16 protein-coding genes are annotated in these 24,505 nt (G+C 65.6%); 14 read left to right on the forward strand and 2 right to left on the reverse strand.

Features of this window, described 5'->3' with window-relative positions; translation table 11 throughout:
- Positions 1 to 73 precede the first annotated feature (73 nt).
- The gene (locus HF854_RS09180) at positions 74 to 2,026 is read right to left on the reverse strand and encodes a SurA N-terminal domain-containing protein (RefSeq protein WP_168936007.1); all 1,953 of its coding nucleotides are present in this window, start codon (positions 2,024 to 2,026) and stop codon (positions 74 to 76) included.
- A gap of 153 nt (positions 2,027 to 2,179) precedes the next feature.
- Here HF854_RS09180 and larB point away from each other — a divergent pair, with 153 nt between their 5' ends.
- From larB to HF854_RS09195, 3 genes are all read left to right on the forward strand, one after another.
- Entirely contained in the window at positions 2,180 to 2,956 is a 777-nt protein-coding gene (larB, locus tag HF854_RS09185) for a nickel pincer cofactor biosynthesis protein LarB (RefSeq protein WP_168936008.1), read from the forward strand.
- Positions 2,957 to 3,293: 337 nt separating this feature from the next.
- Positions 3,294 to 3,683 carry a type III secretion system chaperone gene (locus tag HF854_RS09190; protein ID WP_168936009.1) on the forward strand — a complete coding sequence of 130 codons (390 nt, stop codon included), beginning with the start codon at positions 3,294 to 3,296 and terminating at the stop codon, positions 3,681 to 3,683.
- 283 nt (positions 3,684 to 3,966) lie between these two features.
- The gene (locus HF854_RS09195) at positions 3,967 to 6,507 is read left to right on the forward strand and encodes a hypothetical protein (protein ID WP_168936010.1); all 2,541 of its coding nucleotides are present in this window, start codon (positions 3,967 to 3,969) and stop codon (positions 6,505 to 6,507) included.
- A 283-nt stretch (positions 6,508 to 6,790) separates the two neighbouring features.
- Here HF854_RS09195 and HF854_RS09200 read toward each other — a convergent pair whose 3' ends face one another.
- Positions 6,791 to 8,239, reverse strand: a complete 1,449-nt coding sequence (locus tag HF854_RS09200; RefSeq protein ID WP_168936011.1) for a M23 family metallopeptidase — start codon at positions 8,237 to 8,239, stop codon at positions 6,791 to 6,793.
- 281 nt (positions 8,240 to 8,520) lie between these two features.
- Here HF854_RS09200 and HF854_RS09205 point away from each other — a divergent pair, with 281 nt between their 5' ends.
- From HF854_RS09205 to fmt, 11 genes are all read left to right on the forward strand, one after another.
- A complete protein-coding gene (locus tag HF854_RS09205; protein ID WP_168936012.1) occupies positions 8,521 to 9,756 on the forward strand; it encodes an MFS transporter in 1,236 nt (411 codons plus the stop codon).
- 287 nt (positions 9,757 to 10,043) lie between these two features.
- Positions 10,044 to 11,393, forward strand: coding sequence for a DnaA/Hda family protein (locus HF854_RS09210; protein WP_168936013.1), 1,350 nt, complete (start codon positions 10,044 to 10,046; stop codon positions 11,391 to 11,393).
- Positions 11,394 to 11,495: 102 nt separating this feature from the next.
- The gene (dnaN, locus tag HF854_RS09215; protein WP_168936014.1) at positions 11,496 to 12,650 is read left to right on the forward strand and encodes a DNA polymerase III subunit beta; all 1,155 of its coding nucleotides are present in this window, start codon (positions 11,496 to 11,498) and stop codon (positions 12,648 to 12,650) included.
- A complete protein-coding gene (gene gyrB, locus HF854_RS09220) occupies positions 12,650 to 15,049 on the forward strand; it encodes a DNA topoisomerase (ATP-hydrolyzing) subunit B (RefSeq protein ID WP_168936015.1) in 2,400 nt (799 codons plus the stop codon). The genes dnaN and gyrB overlap by 1 nt, the downstream gene beginning before the upstream one ends.
- 18 nt (positions 15,050 to 15,067) lie before the next feature.
- On the forward strand, positions 15,068 to 15,379 hold the full coding sequence (locus tag HF854_RS09225; RefSeq protein WP_168936016.1) for a hypothetical protein: 312 nt from the start codon (positions 15,068 to 15,070) through the stop codon (positions 15,377 to 15,379).
- A gap of 105 nt (positions 15,380 to 15,484) precedes the next feature.
- Complete coding sequence (gene gyrA / locus HF854_RS09230; protein WP_168936017.1) at positions 15,485 to 18,040, forward strand: DNA gyrase subunit A; 2,556 nt, start codon at positions 15,485 to 15,487, stop codon at positions 18,038 to 18,040.
- A 332-nt stretch (positions 18,041 to 18,372) separates the two neighbouring features.
- On the forward strand, positions 18,373 to 19,782 hold the full coding sequence (gene purF, locus HF854_RS09235) for an amidophosphoribosyltransferase (protein ID WP_168936018.1): 1,410 nt from the start codon (positions 18,373 to 18,375) through the stop codon (positions 19,780 to 19,782).
- Between the two features lie 15 nt (positions 19,783 to 19,797).
- On the forward strand, positions 19,798 to 21,069 hold the full coding sequence (gene hisS, locus HF854_RS09240) for a histidine--tRNA ligase (protein ID WP_168936019.1): 1,272 nt from the start codon (positions 19,798 to 19,800) through the stop codon (positions 21,067 to 21,069).
- Entirely contained in the window at positions 21,069 to 22,925 is a 1,857-nt protein-coding gene (gene aspS / locus HF854_RS09245) for an aspartate--tRNA ligase (protein ID WP_168936020.1), read from the forward strand. The genes hisS and aspS overlap by 1 nt, the downstream gene beginning before the upstream one ends.
- A gap of 12 nt (positions 22,926 to 22,937) precedes the next feature.
- On the forward strand, positions 22,938 to 23,450 hold the full coding sequence (gene def, locus HF854_RS09250; RefSeq protein ID WP_168936021.1) for a peptide deformylase: 513 nt from the start codon (positions 22,938 to 22,940) through the stop codon (positions 23,448 to 23,450).
- On the forward strand, positions 23,429 to 24,418 hold the full coding sequence (gene fmt, locus HF854_RS09255) for a methionyl-tRNA formyltransferase (protein ID WP_168936022.1): 990 nt from the start codon (positions 23,429 to 23,431) through the stop codon (positions 24,416 to 24,418). Before def ends, fmt begins: the two co-directional genes overlap by 22 nt.
- Positions 24,419 to 24,505 lie beyond the last annotated feature (87 nt).

Here is a 24,505-nt window from a genome sequence, read left to right on the forward strand (position 1 = left end):
ATGTGCATCTTTTCTTGCCGCCGTTCAAATCAGATGCATATCTTTGTGGGCAAACATAATTTGACGACACTATCTAGATACCGGCGCTTTCCAGCACGCGGCTGTTGTAGACTTCGATCTTGGCCTTCTGCTCCAGCATGCGCATGAAGGTCTGGTACATGCCTTCCACGCGCTTGCGCTGCACCAGCTCGGTGAGCAGGTTCTCCATGCCGGCCCAGCCGTCGGACTTGGGCTGTTCCACGGCGGTCACGCGGCAGAGCAGGGCACCGCACTTGCTGCTGTCTTCCTGCTCGTACACGCTGAAGGCCTGGTCGATCCAGGTCTGCGGCGCGGCGCGGAAGATGACCTGGTTCATGGCCGGGTTGGGCACGAAGCCGGCCAGGGCGCCGTCGCGGGTCAGGTCGGCGCTCTGCACGCGGGCGGAGTCTTCAGCGGGCAGCGTGCCGTCGGTCATGGCCTTGCGGATGGCAGTGGCCTTTTCCATGGCGGCCTGCAGGGACTTTTCCGCCACCAGGGCCTTCATGACGCGGTCGCGGGCCTGATCCAGAGTGGGCGTGGTGGACGGCTCGGAGGTGAGCACCCGCACCACCAGGTAACGGTCACCGGCTTCCAGGGCCGTGTCCACAGGGGAGTTGGCCGGGGCCTTCATCAGGCTGGCCGCCATCTCGTCGCTGATGCCCAGGATCTTCTGCAGTTCGGCCTGGCCCACCAGACCGGTACGCTCGGCCTTGAGCAGGGGCTGTTCCTTGCCGTCGGCATCCTTGTAGCTGCCGGCGCGGGCCGCGCTTTCCTGCAGGGGACGGTTGTTGATGTTGTCACCGATCAGGCTGTCCAGCACGTCGTTGACCTTTTCCACGCCTTCCTGCTTGGCCAGGGTGGCGCGCACTTCGGCTTCCACTTCGGCAAAGGGCTGCACGCTGGCGTCCTTGCGCTCTTCCATCTTGATGATGTGCAGGCCGAACTGGCTGCGCACGGGCTCGGAGATCTGGCCGGGCTGCAGGGCCCAGGCGGCATCTTCGAAAGGCTTCACGGTCTGGCCGCGCTGGATCCAGCCCAGCTCACCGCCGGGGCCGGCGGCATTGGGGCCGTTGTTGGCATTGGCCACGGCGGCAAAGTCGCCCTTTTCCGCCTCGCTGCGGATGCGGACGGCCTTTTCCATGGCCTGCTTCACGGCCGCTTCGGGAGCGTTCTCCGCCAGGGGCACCAGGATGTGGGCCACCTTGACCTGCTCGGGCTGGCGGAAGCGCTGCTTGTTGGCTTCATACCACTTGAGGGCGGCCTCGGCGCTCACGCTCTCGGGGCGCACCAGACCTTCGGGGGCCACGGCCACATATTCCACTTCCACGCGGGGCTGGCTGGCCAGCTCGGCCTTGTGGGCCTCGTACCAGGCGTTGAGCTCTTCCTCGGTGGGCTTCACCGAAGCGGCAAAATCGGCAGCGGGCAGGTACAGGTACTCCACCGTGCGCTGCTGGGTGAGGAAATCATAATACTTGCGGGCTTCGTCACCGGCGGCCCAGGCGCTGCCGGCCACGGTGCGCATCACCTTGTCACGCAGGATGCTGTCCGCCAGGCCCTGTTCGTATTCGGCCACGCTCATGCGCTGGGCTTCGATGTTGCGCTTGTAGGCCTCGGGATCGAACTTGCCCTGGGCGTCCTGGAACGCGGGCAGCTTGGAGACCACATAATGCATCTCTTCAGGGCTCACGGTCATCCCCACGCGGGCGGCTTCCTGACGGATCAGCTGGGCGCTGATGAGCTCGTTGAGCACCTGACGGCCCAGCTTCTGCTGCACCAGGGCCTCACGGGTCAGGGAGGGATCGTTGCGCATGGCGTATTCGGCGGCCCGCTGGTAGGCCTGCTCGAACTGCTGGGCCGTGATGGCCTCACCGTTGACCTTGGCCACCACATTGCTGGAACCGCCGTCGGTCAGGCTGCCGACGCCCCAGAACATGAAGACGAGGATGATGATGGCGAAGGCTACCTTGACGCCAAAGGACTGGGCATTGGAACGGATATAATCAAGCATGGGCACTCCGAAAAAAGGCACGGAATTTATTGCCCGCAAAGATTCGGGCAACGGATAACTATAGGGGCATTCCGGCAGAAACTCAAGAAGAGCGCGGGAACCGGCCCTCCATCCGCTGCTGACAAGCGATGCCCTTTGCCCTATATGCAGGGGATGGATCATACAGCTATCGAAAGCCTGCTGCAGGCCGTGGCCCGGGGGGACATCCCGCCGGAACAGGCCTTGCGGCATCTGGGAGACGCCACTGCGGCCGACAGCCTGCAGGGCCTGCATCTGGATCATGAACGCGCCCTGCGTACCGGCCTGGGCGAGGTCGTCTTTGCCCAGGGCAAGACCGACGGGGCCCTGGTGGGGGCCGTGCGCGGCCTCAGCCTTCGCGGCGCCCCCGTGCTGGTCAGCCGCGCTTCGGAAGCGCAGGGGGCCCTGTTGCAACGCGAATTCCCCGCAGGACGCTACTGGGCGCAATGCCGTCTTTTCTGTCTGGGCGGTGAAGGGCGGGAAGTGCCGGAGCTGGGCCCGCCGTGGCCCGAAAGGGGCGAGATCATGGTGGTCACGGCCGGAGCGGCCGACATCCCCGTGGGCGCCGAAGCCTACGGAGCGCTGCGCTTCTGGGGCCACGACTGCGGCTTCCTCACCGATGTGGGCGTGGCCGGGCTGCACCGCCTTGCCCCGCACATCCGGGATCTGCGCGCCGCCCGCCTCATCATCGCCGTGGCCGGCATGGAAGGCGCCCTGCCCGGCGTGCTGGCCGGGCTGGTGCCCTGCCCGGTGCTGGCCGTCCCCACGTCCGTGGGCTACGGCGTGGGCGCGGGCGGCATGGCCGCCCTCCACAGCATGCTCTGCTCCTGCGTGCCCGGCCTGGCCGTCCTCAATATAGACAACGGTTTCGGCGCCGCGGCCTTCGCAGCCAAACTGCTGCGCCATGCATGATGCGCGCACAGATGTGCACAACAAGCGCAACTATATGTTTTTAAACGATAATTTTTTTTAAATCCCGCGCTCTCCGAAAGGAGGGCCCCCCGTATCCCCGGGACGGCCCGCAAGGTCGTCCCGGCCGGGCCGCCAACGGCGTTCACGCCAGCGGGCGGCCATGACAGCATTTTTCCCACCCCTTTTCCCCCTCTCCTGCGCAGGACGTCCCGAAACACAGCCATGACACGGGCACTGTCCCTGCCGGGAGTGCTGGCACTGTTGATGCATCTGCCCGTACAGACATCACGGACAGGCCGGGCAGGCATCCTTCACATCTTCAACGACCGGAGCAACTATGACACCGCACCAGATGCTGGACGCGCTTTCACGCCAGACCGGGGCCGCCCTGGCATTCAACGGGGACGGCCTGTGCCGCCTGCGCTTCGACGGCCGCTTCATCGTGGACCTTGAGGTCACGGACGACGAGGACGCCATCTATCTGTATGCCCGCCTGGGGACGCTCCCTGCCGGTGAGCAGGGCAGGGAACTGATGGCCCGGATGATGCGGGCCCATTGCCTGGGCCGGGAGAGCGGCAACACGCTTTTCGGCCTGGACGGTGAGGAAATCATGGCCTTTGCCCGCGTGGCGGCGGCCGAAGCCGGGGAAGGGACGCTCTTCACCGCGCTGGAAGATTTTCTGGATGTCCTGGCTCACTGGGCCGATGTGATGCAACAGGGCCGCTAGACGGGAAGGCCCCGCTGCCTGCTGCCGTCTTCCGGTACCATATACCGGGGCGATTTTGGCCGGAGCTCCGCGTCCGGGAGATATGTCTCGCCGGTGACAGCGCCGCCAAGGAACTGTGCGGAACTCCTTGGCCCTGCAGAGCCCCGCACCGGCCCCGTGCTGCACAGGCGACCACAGGGCATCACCGCCGCGGGAAATCCCACGCCCGCCTGCCCGGTCGCGACAGCCGGAGAAGGCCGCCACGCCGCCGCTCACAACCATATTCATAATGAAGGGGGACGCCATGCCAGGACCAGTGCAGGCAACGCAGACACGCTACATCAGTCTTGATACGGATTTCGGCTATGACGCCCTGGGCGGCATGGGCCGCCTTGGCAGGCACAGCATGGAGGTGCTGGAGCCGGGCACACGGCAGACCGACCGCATCCCGGGCCCGCCCAAAACGGTGGGGCGCTGGTTCGCCAAGCTGCTGGACAGCCTCACCCCGGCAAGCTGGCGTGCCCAGGGCAAGTTCCGTCGCGGGCTGGAAGACTTCAGCGCCCAGACGGGCAGGATACTGGGCCATCTGCGCAATGCCGCTGCCGGTGCGCCCGACGATCCCCAGCGCCGTGCGGATCTGGAATCGGCCCTGCGGGAGCTGGCCGGACTGCGGCAGGCGGCGCGCCCCATGACCAGCCGGGGCGCGGACTATGCCGAACTGCTCCAGACCCGTGTGCGCCGCAACATGGCCATCCTGCGCGAGGAAGCCCCGCAACGGGCCGTAGAGTTGCGGCAGCTGCAGACGAGCGGCCTGCTGGATGCCGTCATCGCCGACCTCGATGCCGGGCAGGCGGACATGGCCGCCGACCTGGCCCTGATCCGGGATGCCCTGCACACCGGCGCGGACGACATGGCCGCCCGGGTGGAGGCTCGGGCCACCGACCTGGGAACGGCTTCCGCCGCACCGGTCGATGACACGCCCCCCGAAACGGCCCCGCAGCCCTATCGTTCCCGTTTCAGCCCCGCCGCCCTGCGGGACTTCTTCCTGGGCCGCATCACCTTCAGGGAGGAAGCCCGGCAGGTCTTGCAGGAACGCCAGGCCACCCTGGCCCGTTTCACGGGCGAGGCCCGGGACACCCTGCAAGCGGCCCTGGAAGCCGTGGACGCCGTGCTGCAGGACAGGCTGACGGCTGATGCGGACAGTTTTGCCCACGTCCAGCATCAGGTGGACGAAAAGATGCGCCGGGCCATCCACTGCGCCCTGGACGATGTCTGCGGGCTGGCCCTGCGCCATCTGGATACGTCGGAGAGCGTAGGGCAGGAAGGGCAGGACTTCCGCCGCATCGACGCGGACTTCGTCCGGCAGGAGCTGGCCGCCATCGAACACGGCGACCGGCCCGCGAGCGGGGACAGCGCCCCGGCGGATACGGCCCGCCCCGACGCGGACCCGTTCCGGCAGGGCATCCGGCAGGCACGCCGGCAGATACGGGATATCTCCCGCCTGTACGGCCAGCTGACGGAAGGACTGGGCGAGCTGGCGCAGCGGGACAGCCGCTGCCGGGCCTGCCTGCTGCTGCACGAGCTGGCCGAAAGCGACCTGCCCCCGGACATGGACCGTCAGGAATGGGGCCGGGCCTGCGACACGCTCATCGAGGCCCTGCGCTCTCCCGCCACGGATGCCTGGGCCGTCAGGGACGCTCTGTCCGTCATCGACCGGAGGACAGGAGATGCCCGGATGCCGGAAGACGTGCGCCGGCGCTTCCAGGAAGGGCGGGCCGATCTGCTGCGCCACCTCGAACCGGCCATGGACCGCCCCGTCTTCCAGCTTGCCGGGACCGACCAGGCCGAGAGCCGCCTGGATGCCCTTGAGCAGGCGCGCGCCCTGCATCAGGTGGTGGGCCACGCGGGAGCGCTGTTGCAGCGCGCCCGGCTGCCGCAGGCGGACAGCCTCATCTCCCAGGGGCTCCAGATCAGCCGTCTGGCCCTGCGCCTGCGTACCAACGGCCCGCGCGAGCCGGAACACCGGCAGCAGGCCATCACGGAACTGCGCACGTCCGTCGCCCGTTTCATGGCCAACCTGACCCTGGCCCGGATGCAGACGGAGAACCCCACCGTACACAGCGCCCAGCCCGAAGCGCGCGGACTGGATACCGACGGCGCCCGGGAGGGCCTCGACCTGATCCGGCAGAGCGTGGAACGCATCCTTGGCGGCCTGCAGGATCAGGAAGGCGGCGTGGTGGCACGCGCGGCCCTGCAGGACGGCCTGAGGCTGCTGGAAAAGGGCAGGGACGCGGCCGTGGCCTGCGGCAGGCTCCTCGACAACGCCATCCGCAAGGAGACCGGCGTGGCGGAACAGCTGGCCGTCTGCCTGGAATCCGGCCGCGACGATGCCGCCACGGCCCTGCACGGCCTGCTGGAAGGCAGCCGCTGGACCAAAGGCAAGCACGGCGAGGCAAAGGCGGCCATCGATGCCTTTCTGGCAGCCCTGCGCCCCGTGCAGGAAAGCCGGGGGCAAAGCCGGCTGCTGCGCTTCCTCGCCAACCGCCTGTCCGGTGCCTTCACCCCGCACGATGTCTACATGGGCTTCGACGGCAGCATCCACATGCTCATCAATACGGACAGGCAGGGCCTTGGCGGCAGCCGGAAGCTCCAGGGCACCCGCTGGATCACTCTGCCGCCGCCGGACCAGCTCCGGCCGGGCGTCTCCACCGGCGTGCACCGCCTGGACCAGCTGCTGGAAGCCGGGGACAACCGCACCACCTTCTACCCGCAGCTCCACCAGCTGCTGACGCGCTATTTCTCCGGTATCCCCTATGATCTCAGCCTTCCCGGAGACGGGCAGTAACCATGTGAAACAGTCCCGGGGGAAGACTTCCTCCCCCGGGCTTCCGCAACAGTTGCGGCTACGGCCACCTGCTTCAGCACACAGCCCCTCCACAGGGCTTTTGCTTTTCAGGAGCGGGACAGGCCCCCTCGGAGAAAGTGGATTTGGAGGGGGCTAGAGGGCTTGGGGGGAGGCAACTCCTTTGGGCTCTGGTCAAAGGGAGGACTTTCCCCCAAAAAACGAACGCCCCGTGCATGGCACGGGGCGTTCCCATTGGCGTACTGCCCAAAAAACATCATGACAGCTACTTGGCGGAAGGCTCCACATCATCCACGGGCACGATGCTGTCCACATCATATTCCAGCAGCGAGGTCTGGCCCAGCAGCAGGGCACGTTCCTTTTCCACGGTCTTGCGGAAGCGGTCCATGGAGGCCTTGCGCACGCTCTCGCCGCGCGGGTTGATGGCCTTGGCCGGATTGACGAACTTGCCGTTCTGCCGCAGGCGGAAATCCAGATGCGGCCCGGAAGAAAGGCCCGTGCTGCCCACGAAGCCGATGACCTGGCCCTGACGCACGCGCTGACCGTTGCGCAGGCCGCGGGCATAGCCGGACAGATGGGAATACATGGATTCCAGCCCGGCCGAATGCTTGATGATGACCTGGTTGCCGTAGCCTCCGGCCCAGCTGCGCCGGGTGACCACGCCGTCACCCACGGCCTTGACCGGCGTACCGGTGGGCGCACCGTAGTCCACGCCCAGATGCGGACGGCTGTAGCCGAGGATGGGATGCTTGCGGTTGTGCGAGAAGCGGGACGTCACGCGGGTGAAGGCCAGCGGCGCCTGCAACAGGGTCTTGCGCAGGTTCTCGCCCTTGGCGTTGTAATGCTGCGGCCGGTTCTTGCCGTCGCGGAACAGATAGGCCTCGTAAGTGGTACCCGTGTTGGTGAAATGGGCGGCCAGCACGCGGCCATAGCCCTTGTATTCGCCGTCGCGGTAGCGTTTTTCCACCAGCACCTTGAAACTGTCGCCGGGTTGCAGGTCGCGGATGAAGTTGATCTCCGAGCCGAACAGACTGCCCAGGGTCAGGGCCAGCTGCGGGCTTTCGCCGATGTCGGCCACGGCCTGGAAGAGATTGTCGTCGATGGTGGCTTCCACCTGGGCGAGGGTGGTCACATATTCGATGGGCTCCACACGGGCCACGGGCTCTTCCGCTCCTTCCACCACCAGACGGCGGCTGGCGTCGATCTCGTACTCGAATCGCTTGAGCTGGCCGGAAGCGGGGTCCACCACGATGGTGTAGGGCTGGCCGGTACGGAAGGCCCGCATGGAAAAGACCTGCCGGGCGGCGCTCACATAAGGATGGGACCCGGAAGAGGTGTTGCCCTCGATGATCTTGCTGACGGTATCGCCCTTTTCCACCGTGCCGTGCACCACGGCCTCGCCGTTGATGATCTCGGCCCCTTCGGGCAGGGGCACCGCGGGCTGGGCATCCTGGTCCGTCTCTGCCTCTGCGGCAGTGGCAGCTTCGGGAGCGGCAGGGGCTTTTTCCTGCCCGGCGTCTTCCGTCCCGGTCGCGGGGGCCGTTGCCTCCCCGTCGCGGGCCGGGGCCTCGGCGGCCTGTTCCGTCACGGCCTGGCCGGGAGCCGTATCTGTATCCTCTGAGCTCCAGGGCAGGTGGGCTATGCCCAGCTGTCCGGCCAGCAGGCCAAGGAGGATCACGAGGACGAAAAAGACTGCAAGTCCTGTTTTCTTCATGCGGTACACTCCAAACAGTATGGCATATAGCCTGCGCGCCCGTCAGTTGTCCAGCAAGATGCCCGCCGTCCCCTCCGGACGGGGAACACGGCGCGCACCATGCCCTTCCTGAGGGGTGTTCCTTGTGTCAACATGTGCGTAAATATCATAACATACTGAAAATAAAGATAATAATAAAAACATCCCCTCTTGATTTTCTTGCGCCTGCCGTATAGATGTTGCTCACGCAACAAACAATCATCATAGCAGCAGCGTCACAGGACGCTTTCGTGGGGTTTTCCGTGTCTTTGCATCTTTCCTACAAAAAATGGCTGTTCTTCGTCCTTTCCTCAGCCTATCTGGTGGTCTTCATCCAGAACGTGGCCATCACCGTGGTCACCCCCGACGTCATGCAGGACCTCGGGCTCTCCTCCGGTGACATGGGCCTGCTGGGTTCCGTCTACCTGTATGCCTATGCCCTTACCCAGGTCTTTTCCGGAATCCTCTCCACCCGTTTCGGCCCGCGCCGCCTGCTGAGCTGCCAGTTCTTGGTGGCGGCCCTGGGCGGCTTCCTTTTCGCCACGGCCCACAGTCTGCCCATGGCCGTGGCCGGGCGTCTGCTCAACGGTCTGGGCATGGCCGGGGTCATGTCCTCTTCCTTCACCCTGTTCAGCCGCTGGTTCGCGCCCGAGACCTTCTCCCGGCTCTGCACCCTGTTCTTCATCGCGGGCGGCATGGGCGGCCTGCTGGCCACAACCCCGCTTTCCCTGGCCAACCACTGGGTGGGCTGGCGGCTGGTCTTCCTTGCGCTTTCCGTGCTGACCTGTTCCCTGACCGTCATCATCTATACCGTGGTGCGGGACTGGCCGCCCCATCTGGCGGCCACCTGCAGCGGCATCCGTCTGGCCGACGTGCTGCGTGACGTGGCCGCCATGGCCAGGCAGTCCGACTTCTGGAAGATGGTCGTCTGGTACCTGACCCTGCCGTCGCAGTATTTCGTGTTCCACGGGCTCTGGGGCACTGTCTATATGGGCGGGACCTTCGGCCTTTCGCCCAGCCTCATCGGCAATATCCTGGCCATGGGCGCCGTGGGCTTCATCGCCGGGACGCCGCTTTTGACCTGGATCAGCGAAAAGCGCCTCAAGTCCCGCCGCAAGGCCATGGTCCTGGCCAGCCTGCTGGCCTGCGTCTCCGGCGCGGCCCTGAGCCTGGGCAGCGCCGGCCTGAGCGTGCCCCTGCTGTTCGTGGTCTCCCTGGGCCTGGGCATCGCGGCCAACGGCCCCTGCCCCGTGGGCTATGCCACCGGCCGGGAACGCTTCGGCAACCGCATGGTGGGCAGCCTGAGCGGCATCCTGGCATCTTCGGTGTTCGTGGGCGGGGCCCTGCTCCAGCTGATCTCCGGGGCGTTGCTTTCCTTTGCCCAGCAGGCGGGCCTTTCCCAGCCCTGGACATGGGCCTTTGCCCCGCTGGCGCTCCTGGCTGCCGTCAGTGCCCTGGCCGCCTGGCTCCTGCCGGAGACGTTCGTTGATAAAAAATAATAAAAATAATATGTTAATAGAGATACGCACAAAAGTGTCATAAGTGACACAGTTAAGGATCCGGCCCCCGGCAGTCCGTACAGGCAGGCTGCTGGGGGCTTTTGTTTTGCGCTGCCGTATCCCCCCACACAGAAGAAGGCAAAAAGGCTCACCGTCCAAATGCAAGCCTTCCTGACCTATCCGCCGCGCCTGAGAACGAGACGCGGACTTGTTTAGCGGACGTTTTTATGCTATAAAAACATCTTTGCGACGACCGGAAGAAGGTCCCGGATCGCAAGGGGCCGCTCATGACAAATGCACATGTTTCCCTTCAGGATTTTCGCCACCGCCTGCGCCGGCATCTGCTCGGCGGCATCCCCGGTGGCCCGGATGGCGGGGGAGCGCCCTGGCTGGATGGTCTGGTCATGGAATACCTCCCGTCCGGCAATGTGTTGCGGATCACCTTTCCCCATATCTACTTCGCCCGCTGGTTCGCGCCGCACAAAACGGATTTTTCGGCAGCCGTGAAGGCCGCCTGGCCGGGCGCCGACGCCCCCCGGCTGGAATACGTCCTGCCCCGGGGCCCGGCGCCGCAAGTGGCCCCGGCCCGCATCCCGGACGCCCTCTTTTTCCATGCCGACGGCAGCAGGGACGAGATGCCGCTGCCGGGCGGCGCCCGCAATGCCTTCCCCCTGGCCATGGCCAGGGCCGTCGCCCTGCGGGAGCCCGGGCACAGCCCCTTCCTGCTCCACGGCGAAAAAGGCACGGGCAAGAGCCATCTGCTGCAGCACATGGCCGCGTCCCTCGCCCGGCAGGGCCTGCGCGTCATCCTGGCCCCGGCGGCCCGTTTTTTTCAGCACTGTCCTTTGGAGGAACAGACGGCCCCCCTGTTCTGGCAACAGGCCGAGGCCCTGTTCCTGGACGATATCCAGACCCTGGGCGGACAGCCCCGTTCCCAGCGCCTGCTGGCGGCCCTTCTGGCGCATCGCCCCGAAAAGGCCCCGGTGGTCCTCGCCCTGGAGGGCGGCCCCGATGCCCTCGGAGCGTGGGAACCCGGCCCCGCCGCCAGCGTCCGGCAACTGTTCTCCGCCGAACTGACCCCGCCGGACATGGAAGCCCGCATGCGTTACCTGCAGCAATGCTGCCGGGAGAACGCCCTGGACCTGCCCCGCGAACATCTGCGCCTCATGGCGCGGCGCGCGGCCCATTTCCACGGCCTGCGTTCCCTGCTGCTCCGGGTCAAGTCCGCCTGGGAAGATGATGCCGCCCGGCATCCCAGCCTGGACGATCTGGAACGTCTGGCCCGTACGGGACCGGTGCAGGCCTGCCATGCCGGCCACGAACAGATCCTGGCCGAGGCCGCACGCTGCTGCGATGCCGCCCCCGCCGACATCACGGGCACGGGACGCCACGCGCGGCTGGTCATGGCCCGGCAGGCCGCCATGTACGTCTGCCGTCGCCATCTGGGCCTCTCTTATCCCGAACTGGGCCGGGCCTTTGGCGGACGCGACCACAGTACCGTCATCCATGCGGTTAAAAAGATTGGAAAAATGCTGGAAAGTAACAAAGATGTGCAACACCTTGTCGCCAGACTGGAGAAATGCGCACATCAGGAACAGCCGGACAGCTCCTCCACGGACGAAGTGTTCGGGGCGTAGACGGGCAGTGCTTAAAGGGATAGTAAAAATTTCAAGTAAAAACAGCCTGTTGCATATGTTCCGCACAAAAGCACAGGCATCAATTATTACAAGGATTCTTTTATGAAACTTTCTGTTAATAAAGAACAGATCATCGAAGGCCTGCAGAAAGCGGCAGCCATCATCCCTGCCAAAGCAGGAGCCGCCTACCTGCGTTCCATCTGGCTCAAGGCCGAGAAGGGCAGCCTGTCCATCATGGCCACGGACGCCAATATCGAATTCACCGGCCGTTATCCCGCTGAAGTGAAGCAGCCCGGCCTCATCGGTGTGCAGGGCCGCGCTTTCGTGGATCTGGTGCGCCAGCTGCCTGCGGGCGTGCTCCAGCTCACGCTGGACGAGAGCACCGGCAACCTGCTGCTGGAACAGGGCCGCCGCACGTACAAGCTGCCTGTGAGCGGGGCCGAGTGGTTCCAGAACTTTTCCGAATTCCCGGCCGAGTCTCCGGTGACCTGGTCGGGCGACTTCCTGCAGGACGTGCTGGATCGTGTGGTCTTCTGCATCAGCGACGACGACGCCACCGACGCCATCACCTGCCTGTACATGAAGCCTTGCGGCAACGGCCGTATCGACGTTTGCGGCCTCAACGGCCACCAGTTCGCCCTGGTCTCCTTCACCCATGACGATCTGGCCGCCCGTCTGCCCGAAGAGGGCGTGCTCATCCAGAAGAAGTATCTGCAGGACATGAAGAAGTGGCTGGGCGTGGACGAGATCGAGCTCAACATCACCGACAAGCGCCTGTACCTGCGTACCCTGGACGGCGCCGAGAGCCTGTCCGTGCCGCGTGCCGGTCATGACTATCCCGACTACACGGTGTTCATGAGCCGTCTGGAAGGCGACGGCGTGAGCCTGCTCACCGTCAACCGCAAGGAAGCCATCGAGGCCCTGGGCCGCATCCAGATCTTCAATACCGACAGCGACCGCTGCGCCTATCTCGACCTGGGCGACAACGAAGTGCGCCTCTCCGCCCAGGGGCAGGACACCGGTTCGGCCAACGAGAGCCTGGAAGTGACCTACCGCGGCGACATCAGCCGCATCGCCTTCCCCACCCGCAACCTCATGGACGTGCTGGGCCATTTCAGTTCGCCCAGCGTGGACATGATCCTGACCGGCGCCGAGGGCCCCTGCGGCATCCGCGGTTCCGAAGACAACGAGTACACGGTCATCATCATGCCCATGAAGATTTCCGAATCCACCTATTATAGCGAGGAAGATGTTTAATGGCTCCTGACATGGCCTCCAGCTACGACGCCTCATCCATTACCATTCTCGAAGGGTTGTCCGCGGTGCGCAAGCGCCCGGCCATGTACATCGGTTCCACCGACGTGCGCGGCCTGCACCATCTGGTGTACGAAGTGGTGGACAACTCCATCGACGAGGCCATGGCCGGCTTCTGCACCCGCATCACCGTCATCCTGCACGCCGACAACAGCGTCACCGTGCGCGACGACGGCCGCGGCATCCCCGTGGACATCCATCCCAAGGAAGGCGTGCCCGCGGTGCAGGTGGTCATGACCAAACTGCACGCCGGCGGCAAGTTCGACAACAACAGCTACAAGGTCTCCGGCGGCCTGCACGGCGTGGGCGTGTCCTGCGTCAACGCCCTGTCCGAGTGGCTGACGGTCACGGTGCGCCGTGACGGCAAGCGCTACCGCCAGCACTATTCCCGCGGCGTGCCGCAGGACCAGCTGACGGTCATCGGCGAGGCCGACGGCCACGGCACCACGGTGCGCTTCCAGCCCGACGAGCAGATCTTCGAGGTGCTGGAATTCTCCTACGACACCCTCAAGAAGCGTTTCGAAGAGCTGGCCTACCTCAACAAGGGCCTGTACATCGAGTGCATCGACGAGCGCACCAGCGAGACCCACGTCTTCCACGCCGAGGGCGGCATCCGCCAGTTCGTGAGCGACCTCAACTCCGGCCAGCAGGGCATCCACCCCATCATCATGGCCGAAGGCGTGGTGGACAATGTGGCCATCGACTTTGCCCTCCAGTACAACGCCGGCTACAAGGAGACCATCCTCACCTTCGCCAACAACATCCATACCAAGGAAGGCGGCACGCATCTGGTGGGCTTCCGTACGGCGCTCACCCGCGCCATCAACGGCTATGTGAAGAACCAGCCGGACCTGACCAAGAAGTTCAAGGGCACGGCCCTGTCGGGCGACGACGTGCGCGAGGGCCTTACGGCCGTCATCAGCGTCAAGCTGCCCCAGCCCCAGTTCGAAGGCCAGACCAAGACCAAGCTCGGCAACAGCGAAGTGGCCGGCATGGTGGCCGGCATGGTCTATGACAGGCTCACGGTCTACTTTGAGGAGAACCCCAAGGACATCCGCCTGATCATCGACAAGGCCGTGGACGCCGCCCGCGCCCGCGACGCCGCCCGCCGCGCCAAGGAACTGGTGCGCCGCAAGGGGGCGCTCTCGGACAATTCCCTGCCCGGCAAGCTGGCCGACTGCCAGAGCAAGGACCCCGCGGAATCCGAACTGTTCATCGTGGAAGGTGACTCCGCAGGCGGCTCCGCCAAGCAGGGCCGCAACCCGCGCAACCAGGCCATCCTGCCCCTGCGCGGCAAGATCCTGAACACCGAGCGCACCCGCTTCGACAAGATGCTGGCCAACAAGGAAGTGAAGGCCCTCATCACGGCCATGGGCGCGGGTATCGGCGAAGAGGACACCGACCTCGACAAGCTGCGCTACCACAAGATCATCATTATGACGGACGCCGACGTGGACGGCGCCCACATCCGCACCCTGCTGCTGACCTTCTTCTTCCGGCAGTATCAGGAGATGGTGGAGAAGGGCTACGTCTACATCGCGCAGCCGCCCCTGTACCGTGTGCACAACGCGCGCATGGAAAAGTTCATCAAGGACGACGCCGAGCTCAACGAGTTCCTGCTCAACCGCGTGAGCGAGGACGTGACCGTGGTGGCCGCCAACGGGCGGGAATACATGGGCAGCGACCTGATCCGCCTCATGGAGACCATCGAGAAGATCGAGCTGCGCGTGGCCGATGCCGAAAGCACCGGCATGCCGCGTCCCCTGTTCCTGGCCCTGGCCACCTATCCCCGCGCCGTGGACCGCGAGCTGCTGGAAGCCCGCGATGCCGATTTCCTGGCCTGGCTGGAGAAGCACGAATACGCCCTGAGCCTGGAACGGGAACACAGCGAGGACGAGGACGAAGGCCGCGTGTTCGCCGTGTTCGAGAACACGGGCAGCCACCACACCCGCCGGGGCATGGAGTTCTTTGCCTCCCGCCTGTACCGGCAGACCTGGCAGCTGTTCAACGACCTGCGCGAGCAGTGCGGCGAGCTGAGCTTCAGCCTGCGCCGCAAGGACAGCAGCAGCCAGGCCGGCGACGTGTTCGACCTGATGCAGATAACCCTGGACGAGGCCCGCAAGGGCATCAACATCCAGCGCTACAAGGGTCTTGGTGAAATGAACCCCGAACAGCTCTGGGTGACCACCATGAACCCCGAGAACCGCGTGCTGCTGCAGGTCTCGGTGGAGGACGCCAACGAGGCTTCGGACGCCTTCGAGGAACTCATGGGCGACCGGGTGGAGCCCCGCCGCGAGTTCATCGAACGCAACGCCCTGAGCGTGCAGGATCTGGACATCTAGCTGCCGGAGGGACGACGCATGCAGGATACCGGCAAGGAAAAGAAGAGCTGCTTCGGCTGCTCCGTCATCGCCGTCTGCGGCTGGCTGGTCTGCGCGGCCATGTGCCTGTGGCTGACCATCTCGCTGGAAGGCTACCCCAAGGCCTACAGCCTGGCCTATCCGGCAGCCATGGCGGTGCTGTTCAGCAACATCTTCGTCTTTATTTTCACCAGCTCCCGCTGCGCGGGGGACGTGCGCCGTCTCCTGCCCGCCGTGATCCGTGTCTGCTTCGGTGAGGGGACCATGCTGCTGCTGGTCTGGCTCTGGGGCAGGTACTGGCTGGCTGCCTGAGGACGTTTCCCGGCGGGGGCCGCCCGGCGGCTCCCCCGGTACGACATCCTTTGAGAAAGAACACGGGACCCGCTCCCGACCTGATATTTTACCTGCGAGGCAAACGTGTCTGAACAGAACAGCGGCATACAGCAGCCGCAAGTCAGCATTGAGAAGGAACTCCGCAAGTCCTATCTGGAGTATTCCCTTTCGGTCATCATCGGGCGCGCCATCCCCGACGCGCGCGACGGCCTCAAGCCCGTGCACCGGCGCATCATGTACGCCCAGTACGAGCTGGCCAACAGTTACAACCGTCCGCACAAGAAATCGGCGCGCATCGTCGGTGACGTCATCGGTAAGTATCACCCCCACGGCGACAGCGCCGTGTACGATGCCCTGGTGCGTCTGGCCCAGGATTTCTCCATGCGCGACCCGCTGGTGGACGGGCAGGGCAACTTCGGTTCCATCGACGGCGACGCCGCGGCCGCCATGCGTTACACGGAAGTGCGCATGTCGCGTCTGGCCAGCGAGTTCCTGGCCGACATCGACAAGGAGACCGTGGACTTCCGGCCCAACTACGACAACACCCTGCAGGAGCCCTCGGTGCTGCCCACCAAGGTGCCCAACCTGCTGCTCAACGGTTCGTCGGGCATCGCCGTGGGCATGGCCACCAACATCCCGCCCCACAACCTGGGCGAGCTGTGCGACGCCCTGCAGATGCTGCTGGACGATCCCCAGTGCACCATCTCGGACCTCATGGAAGTGGTCAAGGGCCCGGACTTCCCCACGCGCGGCTTCGTCTACGCGGGCAAGGGCCTGTCCGATGCCTACCACACCGGTCGCGGCACCGTGAAAGTGCGCGGCCGTCTGGAAGTGGAAGAACGCAAGAAGGGCCTGCAGGCCATCGTCATCCGCGAGATCCCCTTCGGCCTCAACAAGTCCTCGCTGGTGGAGAAGATCGCCGGTCTGGTCAATGACCACAAGATCGACGGCATCTCCGACCTGCGCGACGAATCCGACCGCAAGGGCATCCGCGTGGTCATCGACCTGAAGCGCGGCACCATCCCGGACATCGTCATCAACAGCCTGTACAAGTACACGCCGCTGGAGACCAGTTTCGGCATCAACATGCTGGCCGTGGTGGACAACCGTCCCGTGCTGCTCAACCTCAAGACGGCCCTGTCCTGCTTTGTGGACCACCGTCGCGAGGTGGTCATCCGCCGCACCCGCTACGACCTGCAGAAGGCCGAGGCCCGCGCCCACATCCTGGAAGGCCTGCGCATCGCCATCGACCACATCGACGAAGTGGTGGCCCTGATCCGCGCTTCCGCCAGCACGGACGAGGCCCGCGCCGGCCTCATGCAGCGCTTCGAGCTCACCGAGGTGCAGGCCCGCGCCATCCTGGACATGCGCCTGCAGCGCCTGACCGGCCTGCAGCGTGAAGAGCTCATGGCCGAATACCGCGAACTGCTGGAAAAGATCGAGTTCTTCAAGTCCGTGCTGGAGAACCCCGAAGTGCTGCGCTCCGAACTCAAGCGCGAGATCCGCGAGATCCGCGAGACCTTCGCCACGCCGCGCCGTACCGAGGTGCTCACCGACGCCCTGGGCGGCATCGACATCGAGGACCTCATCCCCGACGAGGAAGTGGTCATCACCCTGTCGCGCCGCGGCTACATGAAGCGCACCAGCCTGGAGAACTACCAGCAGCAGAAGCGCGGCGGCAAGGGCATCGCGGCCCTGCATACCTCCGATGACGACTATGTGCAGGAGTTTTTGACCACCACCAACCACCAGTACCTGTGCCTGTTCACCAACAAGGGCCGCATGCACCAGCTCAAGGTGCATCAGGTGCCCGAGGGCAGCCGCACGGCCAAGGGCGTGCACATCAACAACCTGCTGCCCCTGGAAGAAGGGGAGTGGGTCACCACGGTGCTGGCCGTGCGCGAGTTCGCCGAGGACAAGTACTTCCTCTTCGTGACCAAGCGCGGCATGGTCAAGCGCTCCTCGGCCTCGCTCTACGCGCGCTGCCGCAAGAGCGGCCTCATGGCCGTGGGCCTGCGCGAGGACGACGAGCTGGTGGTGGTGCGGCCCATCCGTGAGGACAGCCACATCGTGCTGGCCACGGCCGACGGCTACTCCATCCGCTTCGCCTGCAAGGACGTGCGTCCCATGGGCCGCGTGGCCACGGGCGTCAAGGGCATCGCCCTGCGCCGTCAGGACGTGGTGGTGGCCGGCGTCATCCTCAAGGAGAACGACCAGACCACGGAGATCATGTCCATTTCCGCCAACGGCTTCGGCAAGCGTACCCGCGTGGACCTCTACCGTCTGCAGTCGCGCGGCGGCAAGGGCATCATCAACTTCAAGGTCACGTCCAAGACCGGTCCCGTGGTGGGCGCCATGCCCGTGCGTGACAACGACGGCCTCATCATGCTGACCTCGGCCAACAAGGTGGTGCGCATCGGCGTGGAAGACGTGCGCAGCAAGGGCCGGGCCACCATGGGCGTTATGCTGGTGCGTCTGGACGAAGGCGCGCATGTGGTGGGCTTCGACCGCGTGGACGAAGGCGGCCAGACCGGCAGCCGCATGGACGACCTGGAGGACGATGACGACGCGCCCGAAAGCGCGGCGGCACCTCTGGAGAGCGCTCCGGCGGAAGCGGGAGCCGATGACGGCAACGAATAGATACGCGGCGCGGCGCCCCTGGGGACGCCGCGCCCTTTGGTTCCGGTCCCCGGCAGCTGCCGGGCCGGACCCGGGCAGGCACGGGACCGGGGAGACCCGGCCGTGCATCCCTTCTTTCCCTGTCCGGGGCAGAGCAGGAGTCAGGGGAGGAACGGCGCGGGCGCGGACTTGCATTGCGCGGCCCGCCGTTATATGACACGCCCTTTGTACCGCCGTGCGCTGGTCGGCCGCCTTGCCTGCAAGGCGGGCCCCGGAGCGGTGAGAGGGAAGACGGTCCCGCCGCAGGGCGGAGGAGACAACAACGCATTTTGCGCTGGCAGTGAGGAAACGCTATGATTCGCCACGAGTGTGGTCTTTTGGGTATCTACGGTCATGAGGAAGCGGCGCGACTGACCTATTTCGGTCTGTACGCCCAGCAGCATCGCGGACAGGAAAGCGCGGGCATCGTCACCATCGACGAGAAAGGCCTGCTGCACGAGCACAAAGGCATGGGCCTGGTGCCCGATGTCTTCGCCGAAGCCAACCTGCAGGCCCTGCCGGGCACCATCTCTCTGGGCCATGTGCGTTACTCCACCACGGGCCGTTCCGCGGCGCGCAACGCCCAGCCCTTCGTGGCCCACTACAAGGGGCTGGACATCGCCATCGCCCACAACGGCAACCTGGTGAACACCATGGAGCTGCGCGAGGAGCTGGAGAACGACGGCGCCATCTTCAGCACCACCAACGATACCGAAGTTTTCATGCACCTCATCGTGCGCGCCCTGCGCGAGCATGACCTGGTGGACGCCATCCGCGAAGCCTGTGCCCGCGTGCGCGGCGCCTACTGCCTGCTGGTCTACGCCGGCGGCACCATGGTGGCCGTGCGCGACCCCCACGGTTTCCATCCCCTGGCCCTGGGCCGTCTGGACGGCGCGCCGGTGCTGGCCTCCGAGACCTGTGCCTTCGACCTGCTTGAAGCCGACTACGAGCGTCCCATCCAGCCCGGCGAGATGCTGATCATGGACGGCAAGGGCGAACACAGCGAACAGCTGCGCGGCCCCCTGCCGGAACGTCCCCGCCAGTGCATCTTCGAACTGGTCTACTTTGCCCGCCCCGACTCCTTCGTCTTCGGCGAGCAGGTCTACCAGTGCCGCAAGCAGATGGGCTGGCAGCTGGCCCACGAGTCCACCCCCGACGTGGACTTCATCATGCCCTTCCCCGATTCCGGCGTCTATTCGGCCGTGGGCTTCGCCCAGTGCGCCGAGCTGCCCTACGAGCACGCCATGATCCGTAACCACTACGTGGGTCGTACCTTCATCCAGCCCACGCAGAGCATGCGCAACTTCGGCGTGCGCGTGAAGATCAACCCCGTGCGCTCCATGATCGAAGGCAAGAAGATCTGCATCGTGGACGACTCCATCGTGCGCGGCACCACCATGATCACCCGCGTCAAGAAGCTGCGCGAGCTGGGCGCCAAGGAAGTGCACATCCGCATCAGCTGCCCGCCGGTGAAGTTCCCCTGCTTCTACGGCATCGACTTCGCCTCGCGCGGCGAGCTCATCGCCGCCAAGTACAGCCTGCCCGAGATCACCAAGATGCTGGACGTGGATTCCCTGCATTACCTGAGCATCGACGGCCTGCTGCGCTCCGTCATGCAGTCCGACAGCTACTGCCTGGCCTGCTTCGACGGCAACTATCCCGTGCCCTGCCGCGAGTCGGGCAAACTCCGTCTGGAATGCGGCGGCTGCTGCGGCAGCCGTTAGTCCGAGGTTTTTCACATGGCTGTTATCGCTAATCGTATCAAGGGCTTCGCGGACATGTATCCGCCGCAGAGCTCGCTGTTCACCCGCATGGAGAATACCGCGCGCGAGATCTTCAGCCGTTACGGCTTCGTGGAGCTGCGCACCCCCGTGCTGGAATACACCGACCTGTTCAAGCGCTCCATCGGTGAAGAGACCGACGTGGTGCAGAAAGAGATGTTCACCTTCCCGGACCGCAAGGGCCGCATGATGACCATGCGCCCCGAAGCCACGGCCGGCGTCATGCGCGCCTATGTGGAAGATGCCCGCTACAGCCGCGAGTCCGTGAGCCGTCTGTTCACCACCGGTCCCATGTTCCGCTACGAGCGTCCCCAGAAGGGCCGCATGCGCCAGTTCCACCAGATCAACTGCGAATGCCTGGGCTCCCACAGCCCCTACGCCGACGCGGACCTGATCATCATGCTCACGCGCTTCCTCACCGCGCTGGGCCTCAAGGATCTGACGCTCAAGCTCAACTCCCTGGGCTGCGCCCACTGCCGCCCGCTGTTCAAGCAGGCCCTGGTGGACTATCTGCACCGCCAGGACTGCTGTGACCAGCTGTGCGAGGACTGCACCCGCCGCATGGAGACCAACCCCCTGCGCGTGCTGGACTGCAAGCAGGAAAAATGCCGCTGCGTCACCGACGAAGCGCCCCGCCTGCTGGACTACAACTGCCCCGAGTGCAAGGAACACTTCGACACCGTGCTGCGCCTGCTGGACGCCGCCGGGGTCAAGTACGAGATCGACCACCGTCTGGTGCGCGGTCTGGACTACTATTGCCGCACCACCTTCGAGGTGGTAAGCGGAAGCATCGGTGCGCAGGCCGCCGTGGCCGGTGGCGGCCGTTATGACGGCCTGGTCAAGAGCGTGGGCGGCCCCGACGTGCCCGGCGTGGGCTTTGCCTGCGGCATGGAACGCCTGGCCCTCATGCTCGGGGACGAAGAAGCCCCCCGCCCGGATTTCTATGCCGTGGCCATGGACGCGCAGAGCCGCGACCTGAGCTTCGGCCTGGTGCAGCGCCTGCGCGGCCTGGGCCTCAAGGGCGAGATGAATTTCAGCGATGCCGGTTTCAAGGGCCTGATGCGTCAGGCGGGCAAGTCCAATGCCCGTTTCTGCTGCATCATGGGCCCCGATGAAGCGGCCGCCGGCGCCGTGGTCGTCAAAGACATGGACAGCGGTGAGCAGCAGACCCTGTCCCTGGATGCCGCGGCGGACTTCCTTGCTGCCAATTCTGACAATGGGAAAAAATAATGACTGAACAGACGCAAAGCCTGGACGTGCAGCAGGAGCACCAGAAGTTCATCGAAGACCTCGGCGACTGGACCCGCAGCCACACTTGCGGCCAGCTGACCCTGGACAACGATGGACAGACGGTCTGCCTCATGGGCTGGGTGCAATACCGCCGCGACCACGGCGGCCTCATCTTCGTGGACCTGCGTGACCGTGAAGGCCTGACCCAGGTCGTTTTCAGCCCCGATATCGCTCCCGCCGCGCACGAGAACGCGCACATCCTGCGTTCCGAATACGTGCTGGCCATCAAGGGCGTGGTGCGTCCCCGTCCCGAGGGCATGACCAACCCCAACCTGGTCACCGGCGCCATCGAAGTGGTGGTGCATGAGTGGAAGCTGCTCAACACCTCCAAGACCCCGCCCTTCGCCATCGAAGAACGCTGCGACGCCGGTGAGAACCTGCGCCTGGCCTGGCGTTATCTGGACCTGCGCCGTCCGCGCATGCAGGCCAACCTGCGCCTGCGCCACAAGGTGGCCCAGGCCATCCGCCGCCAGCTGGACGACGACGGCTTCCTGGAAGTGGAGACCCCGGTGCTCACCAAGTCCACGCCCGAAGGCGCCCGCGACTTCCTGGTGCCCAGCCGTCTCAACCCCGGCCAGTTCTACGCCCTGCCGCAGTCGCCCCAGCTGTTCAAGCAGCTGCTCATGGTGGGCGGTTTCGACCGCTACTTCCAGATCGTGCGCTGCTTCCGTGACGAAGACCTGCGTGCCGACCGCCAGCCCGAATTCACCCAGGTGGATATCGAGATGAGCTTCGTGGACGAGGAAAAGGTCATGACCATGGCCGAAAACCTCATGGCCCGCGTGTTCCACGACGTCATGGGCATGGACATCCCCCGTCCCTTCCCGCGCATGAAGTATGAAGAAGCCATGCGCCGCTACGGTGTGGACAAGCCCGATACCCGCTTCGGTCTGGAGCTGGTGGACATCACCGACATCGTGCGCGGTTCCGGCTTCAAGCTCTTTGCCCAGGCCAAGCTGGTCAAGGCCATGAAGGTGCCCGGCGGCGAATCCATGACCCGCAAGGAGATCGACGCCTACACCGAGTTCGTCAAGATCTACGGCGCCATGGGCCTGGCCTGGATCAAGATCAAGGAAAACGAGTGGCAGTCGCCCATCGCCAAGTTCCTGTCCGAAGAAGAACGCGCCGGCATCCGTGAGGCCCTGGACCTCCAGGTGGGCGACATCGTCTTCTTCCAGGCCGGCGAGCCCGCCATGGTCAACGCCGCCCTGGGCAACCTGCGCGTGCACCTGGGCAACCAGCTGGGCCTGATCCCCGAGAACACCTTCAACTTCCTGTGGGTGACGGAATTCCCGCTGTTCGAATACAGCGAGGAAGAAAAGCGCTACGTGGCCTGCCACCATCCCTTCACCTCGCCCGCGCCCGGTCATCTGGAGATCATGAACAGCGACCCGGCCCGCGCCCTGGCCCGTGCCTACGACATGGTGCTCAACGGCAACGAAGTGGGCGGCGGTTCCATCCGCATCCACTCCGCCGAAGTGCAGCGCCACATGTTCCAGGCCCTGGGCTTCACGCCCGAGCAGGCCGAGGCCCAGTTCGGCTTCCTCATCCAGGCCCTGGAGCACGGTGCGCCGCCGCACGGTGGTCTGGCCTTTGGCCTGGACCGTCTGGTCATGCTGCTTTCCGGTGCGTCCAGCATCCGCGACGTCATCGCCTTCCCCAAGACCCAGAAGGCCACCTGCCTGATGACCGAGGCGCCCTCCACGGTGTCCGCGCGTCAGCTGCGTGAACTGGGTCTGCGCCTGCGCGAGACCGACAAGGAAGCCGCCAAACCCGCCGAGAACGCCCAGGCCTAGCGGGAGGATGCCATGATTCTGGATATTGTGACCTATCCCGCTGCCAGCTTGAAGGAAAAATGCGTGCCCGTGACGGAGATCACCGACGAGATCCGCCAGCTGGCCGCCGACATGCTGGAGACCATGTACGAGGCCCCCGGCGTGGGGCTGGCCGCCCCGCAGGTGGGCCGTAATATCCGCATGCTGGTCATGGACCCCGCCGCGCAGGACGAGGAGAAGCAGCCCCGGGTCGTCATCAACCCCGAACTGACCCTGAGCGAGGACACCGTGCTCAGCCGTCAGGAAGGCTGCCTCTCCGTGCCCCTCAACTACCGGGCCGACGTGCAGCGCGCCGAGCGCGTGCACCTGCGTTACATGGATCTGGACGGCAAGATCGTGGAAGAGGATCTGGAAGGCTTCCCGGCCATCGTCATCCAGCATGAGGCCGACCATCTGGACGGCACCCTCTTCATCGACCGCATCGGCCGTCTGCGCCGTTCCCTGTACGACACCCGGGTGAAGAAATGGCTCAAGCGCAAAGGATAGTCTTCATGGGTACTCCGGACCTGGCCGCCGCCGTGCTGCGGCGGCTGGTCCGGTGGCCCGGCGGCGACGTGGTGGCCGTCTACACCCAGCCTGACCGGCCGGCCGGCCGGGGCCACAAGCTGACGCCCTCGCCGGTGAAAAAGCTGGCCCAGGAGCTGGGCCTGCCCGTGCACCAGCCCCTGAACTTTCGTCAGGAAGGCGCGGTGGACGAGCTGGCCGCCCTCAAACCCGACCTGCTGGTGGTGGCCGCCTACGGCCTCATCCTGCCGCAGGCCGTGCTGGACATCCCCACGGTGGACACCCTCAACGTGCACACCTCCCTGCTGCCGCGTTACCGCGGCGCCGCGCCCATCCAGCGCGCCGTCATGGAGAACTGGCAGCCCGGTGACGTGACGGGCGTGTCCATCATGCGCATCGTGCCCGCCCTCGACGCCGGGCCGGTCTACGCCCAGTGCGAGGTGCCCATCGGCGAGCATACGGCGGGCAGCCTGCATGACGCCTTGGCCGAAGCCGGGGGCGAGCTGCTGCTCACGGTGCTGGACCAGCTCCGCGACGGCAGCGCCCAGCCTCGGGAACAGGACGAGAGCCGCGTCACCTATGCCGCCAAGCTGGCCAAGGAAGACGGCTATATCGACTGGGCCCGTCCGGCCGCCGAGGTCCACGCCCGCATCCGCGGCGTGACGCCTTGGCCCGGTGCGCGTCTCCAGGCCCGTTTCGACGGGCAGGACGAGCTGTTGCCCCTGCTGCTCCAGCCCGGTCGCGTGGACGAGCCCTGCGACGGTGTGCAGCCCGGCAGCCTGCGTACGGACAAGAAAGGCCTGTGCGTGGCCTGTGCCGATCGCTGGTACCGCCTGCTGGTGGTGCGCCCCCAGGGCCGCAAGGACATGGAGGCCGCGGCCTTCGTCAACGGCCATCTGCGCCCGGCGCAGCATGGCGTGTGCGGCATGGCCGTGCCTTTTGGCGAGTAGATATTTTTTGTGGGGGGGGGGGGGGGGGGGGGGGGGGGGGGGGGGGGGGGGGGGGGGGGGGGGGGGGGGGGGGGGGGGGGGGGGGGG

The organism is Desulfovibrio piger (assembly GCF_012843875.1).
Taxonomy (GTDB): Bacteria; Desulfobacterota; Desulfovibrionia; order Desulfovibrionales; family Desulfovibrionaceae; genus Desulfovibrio.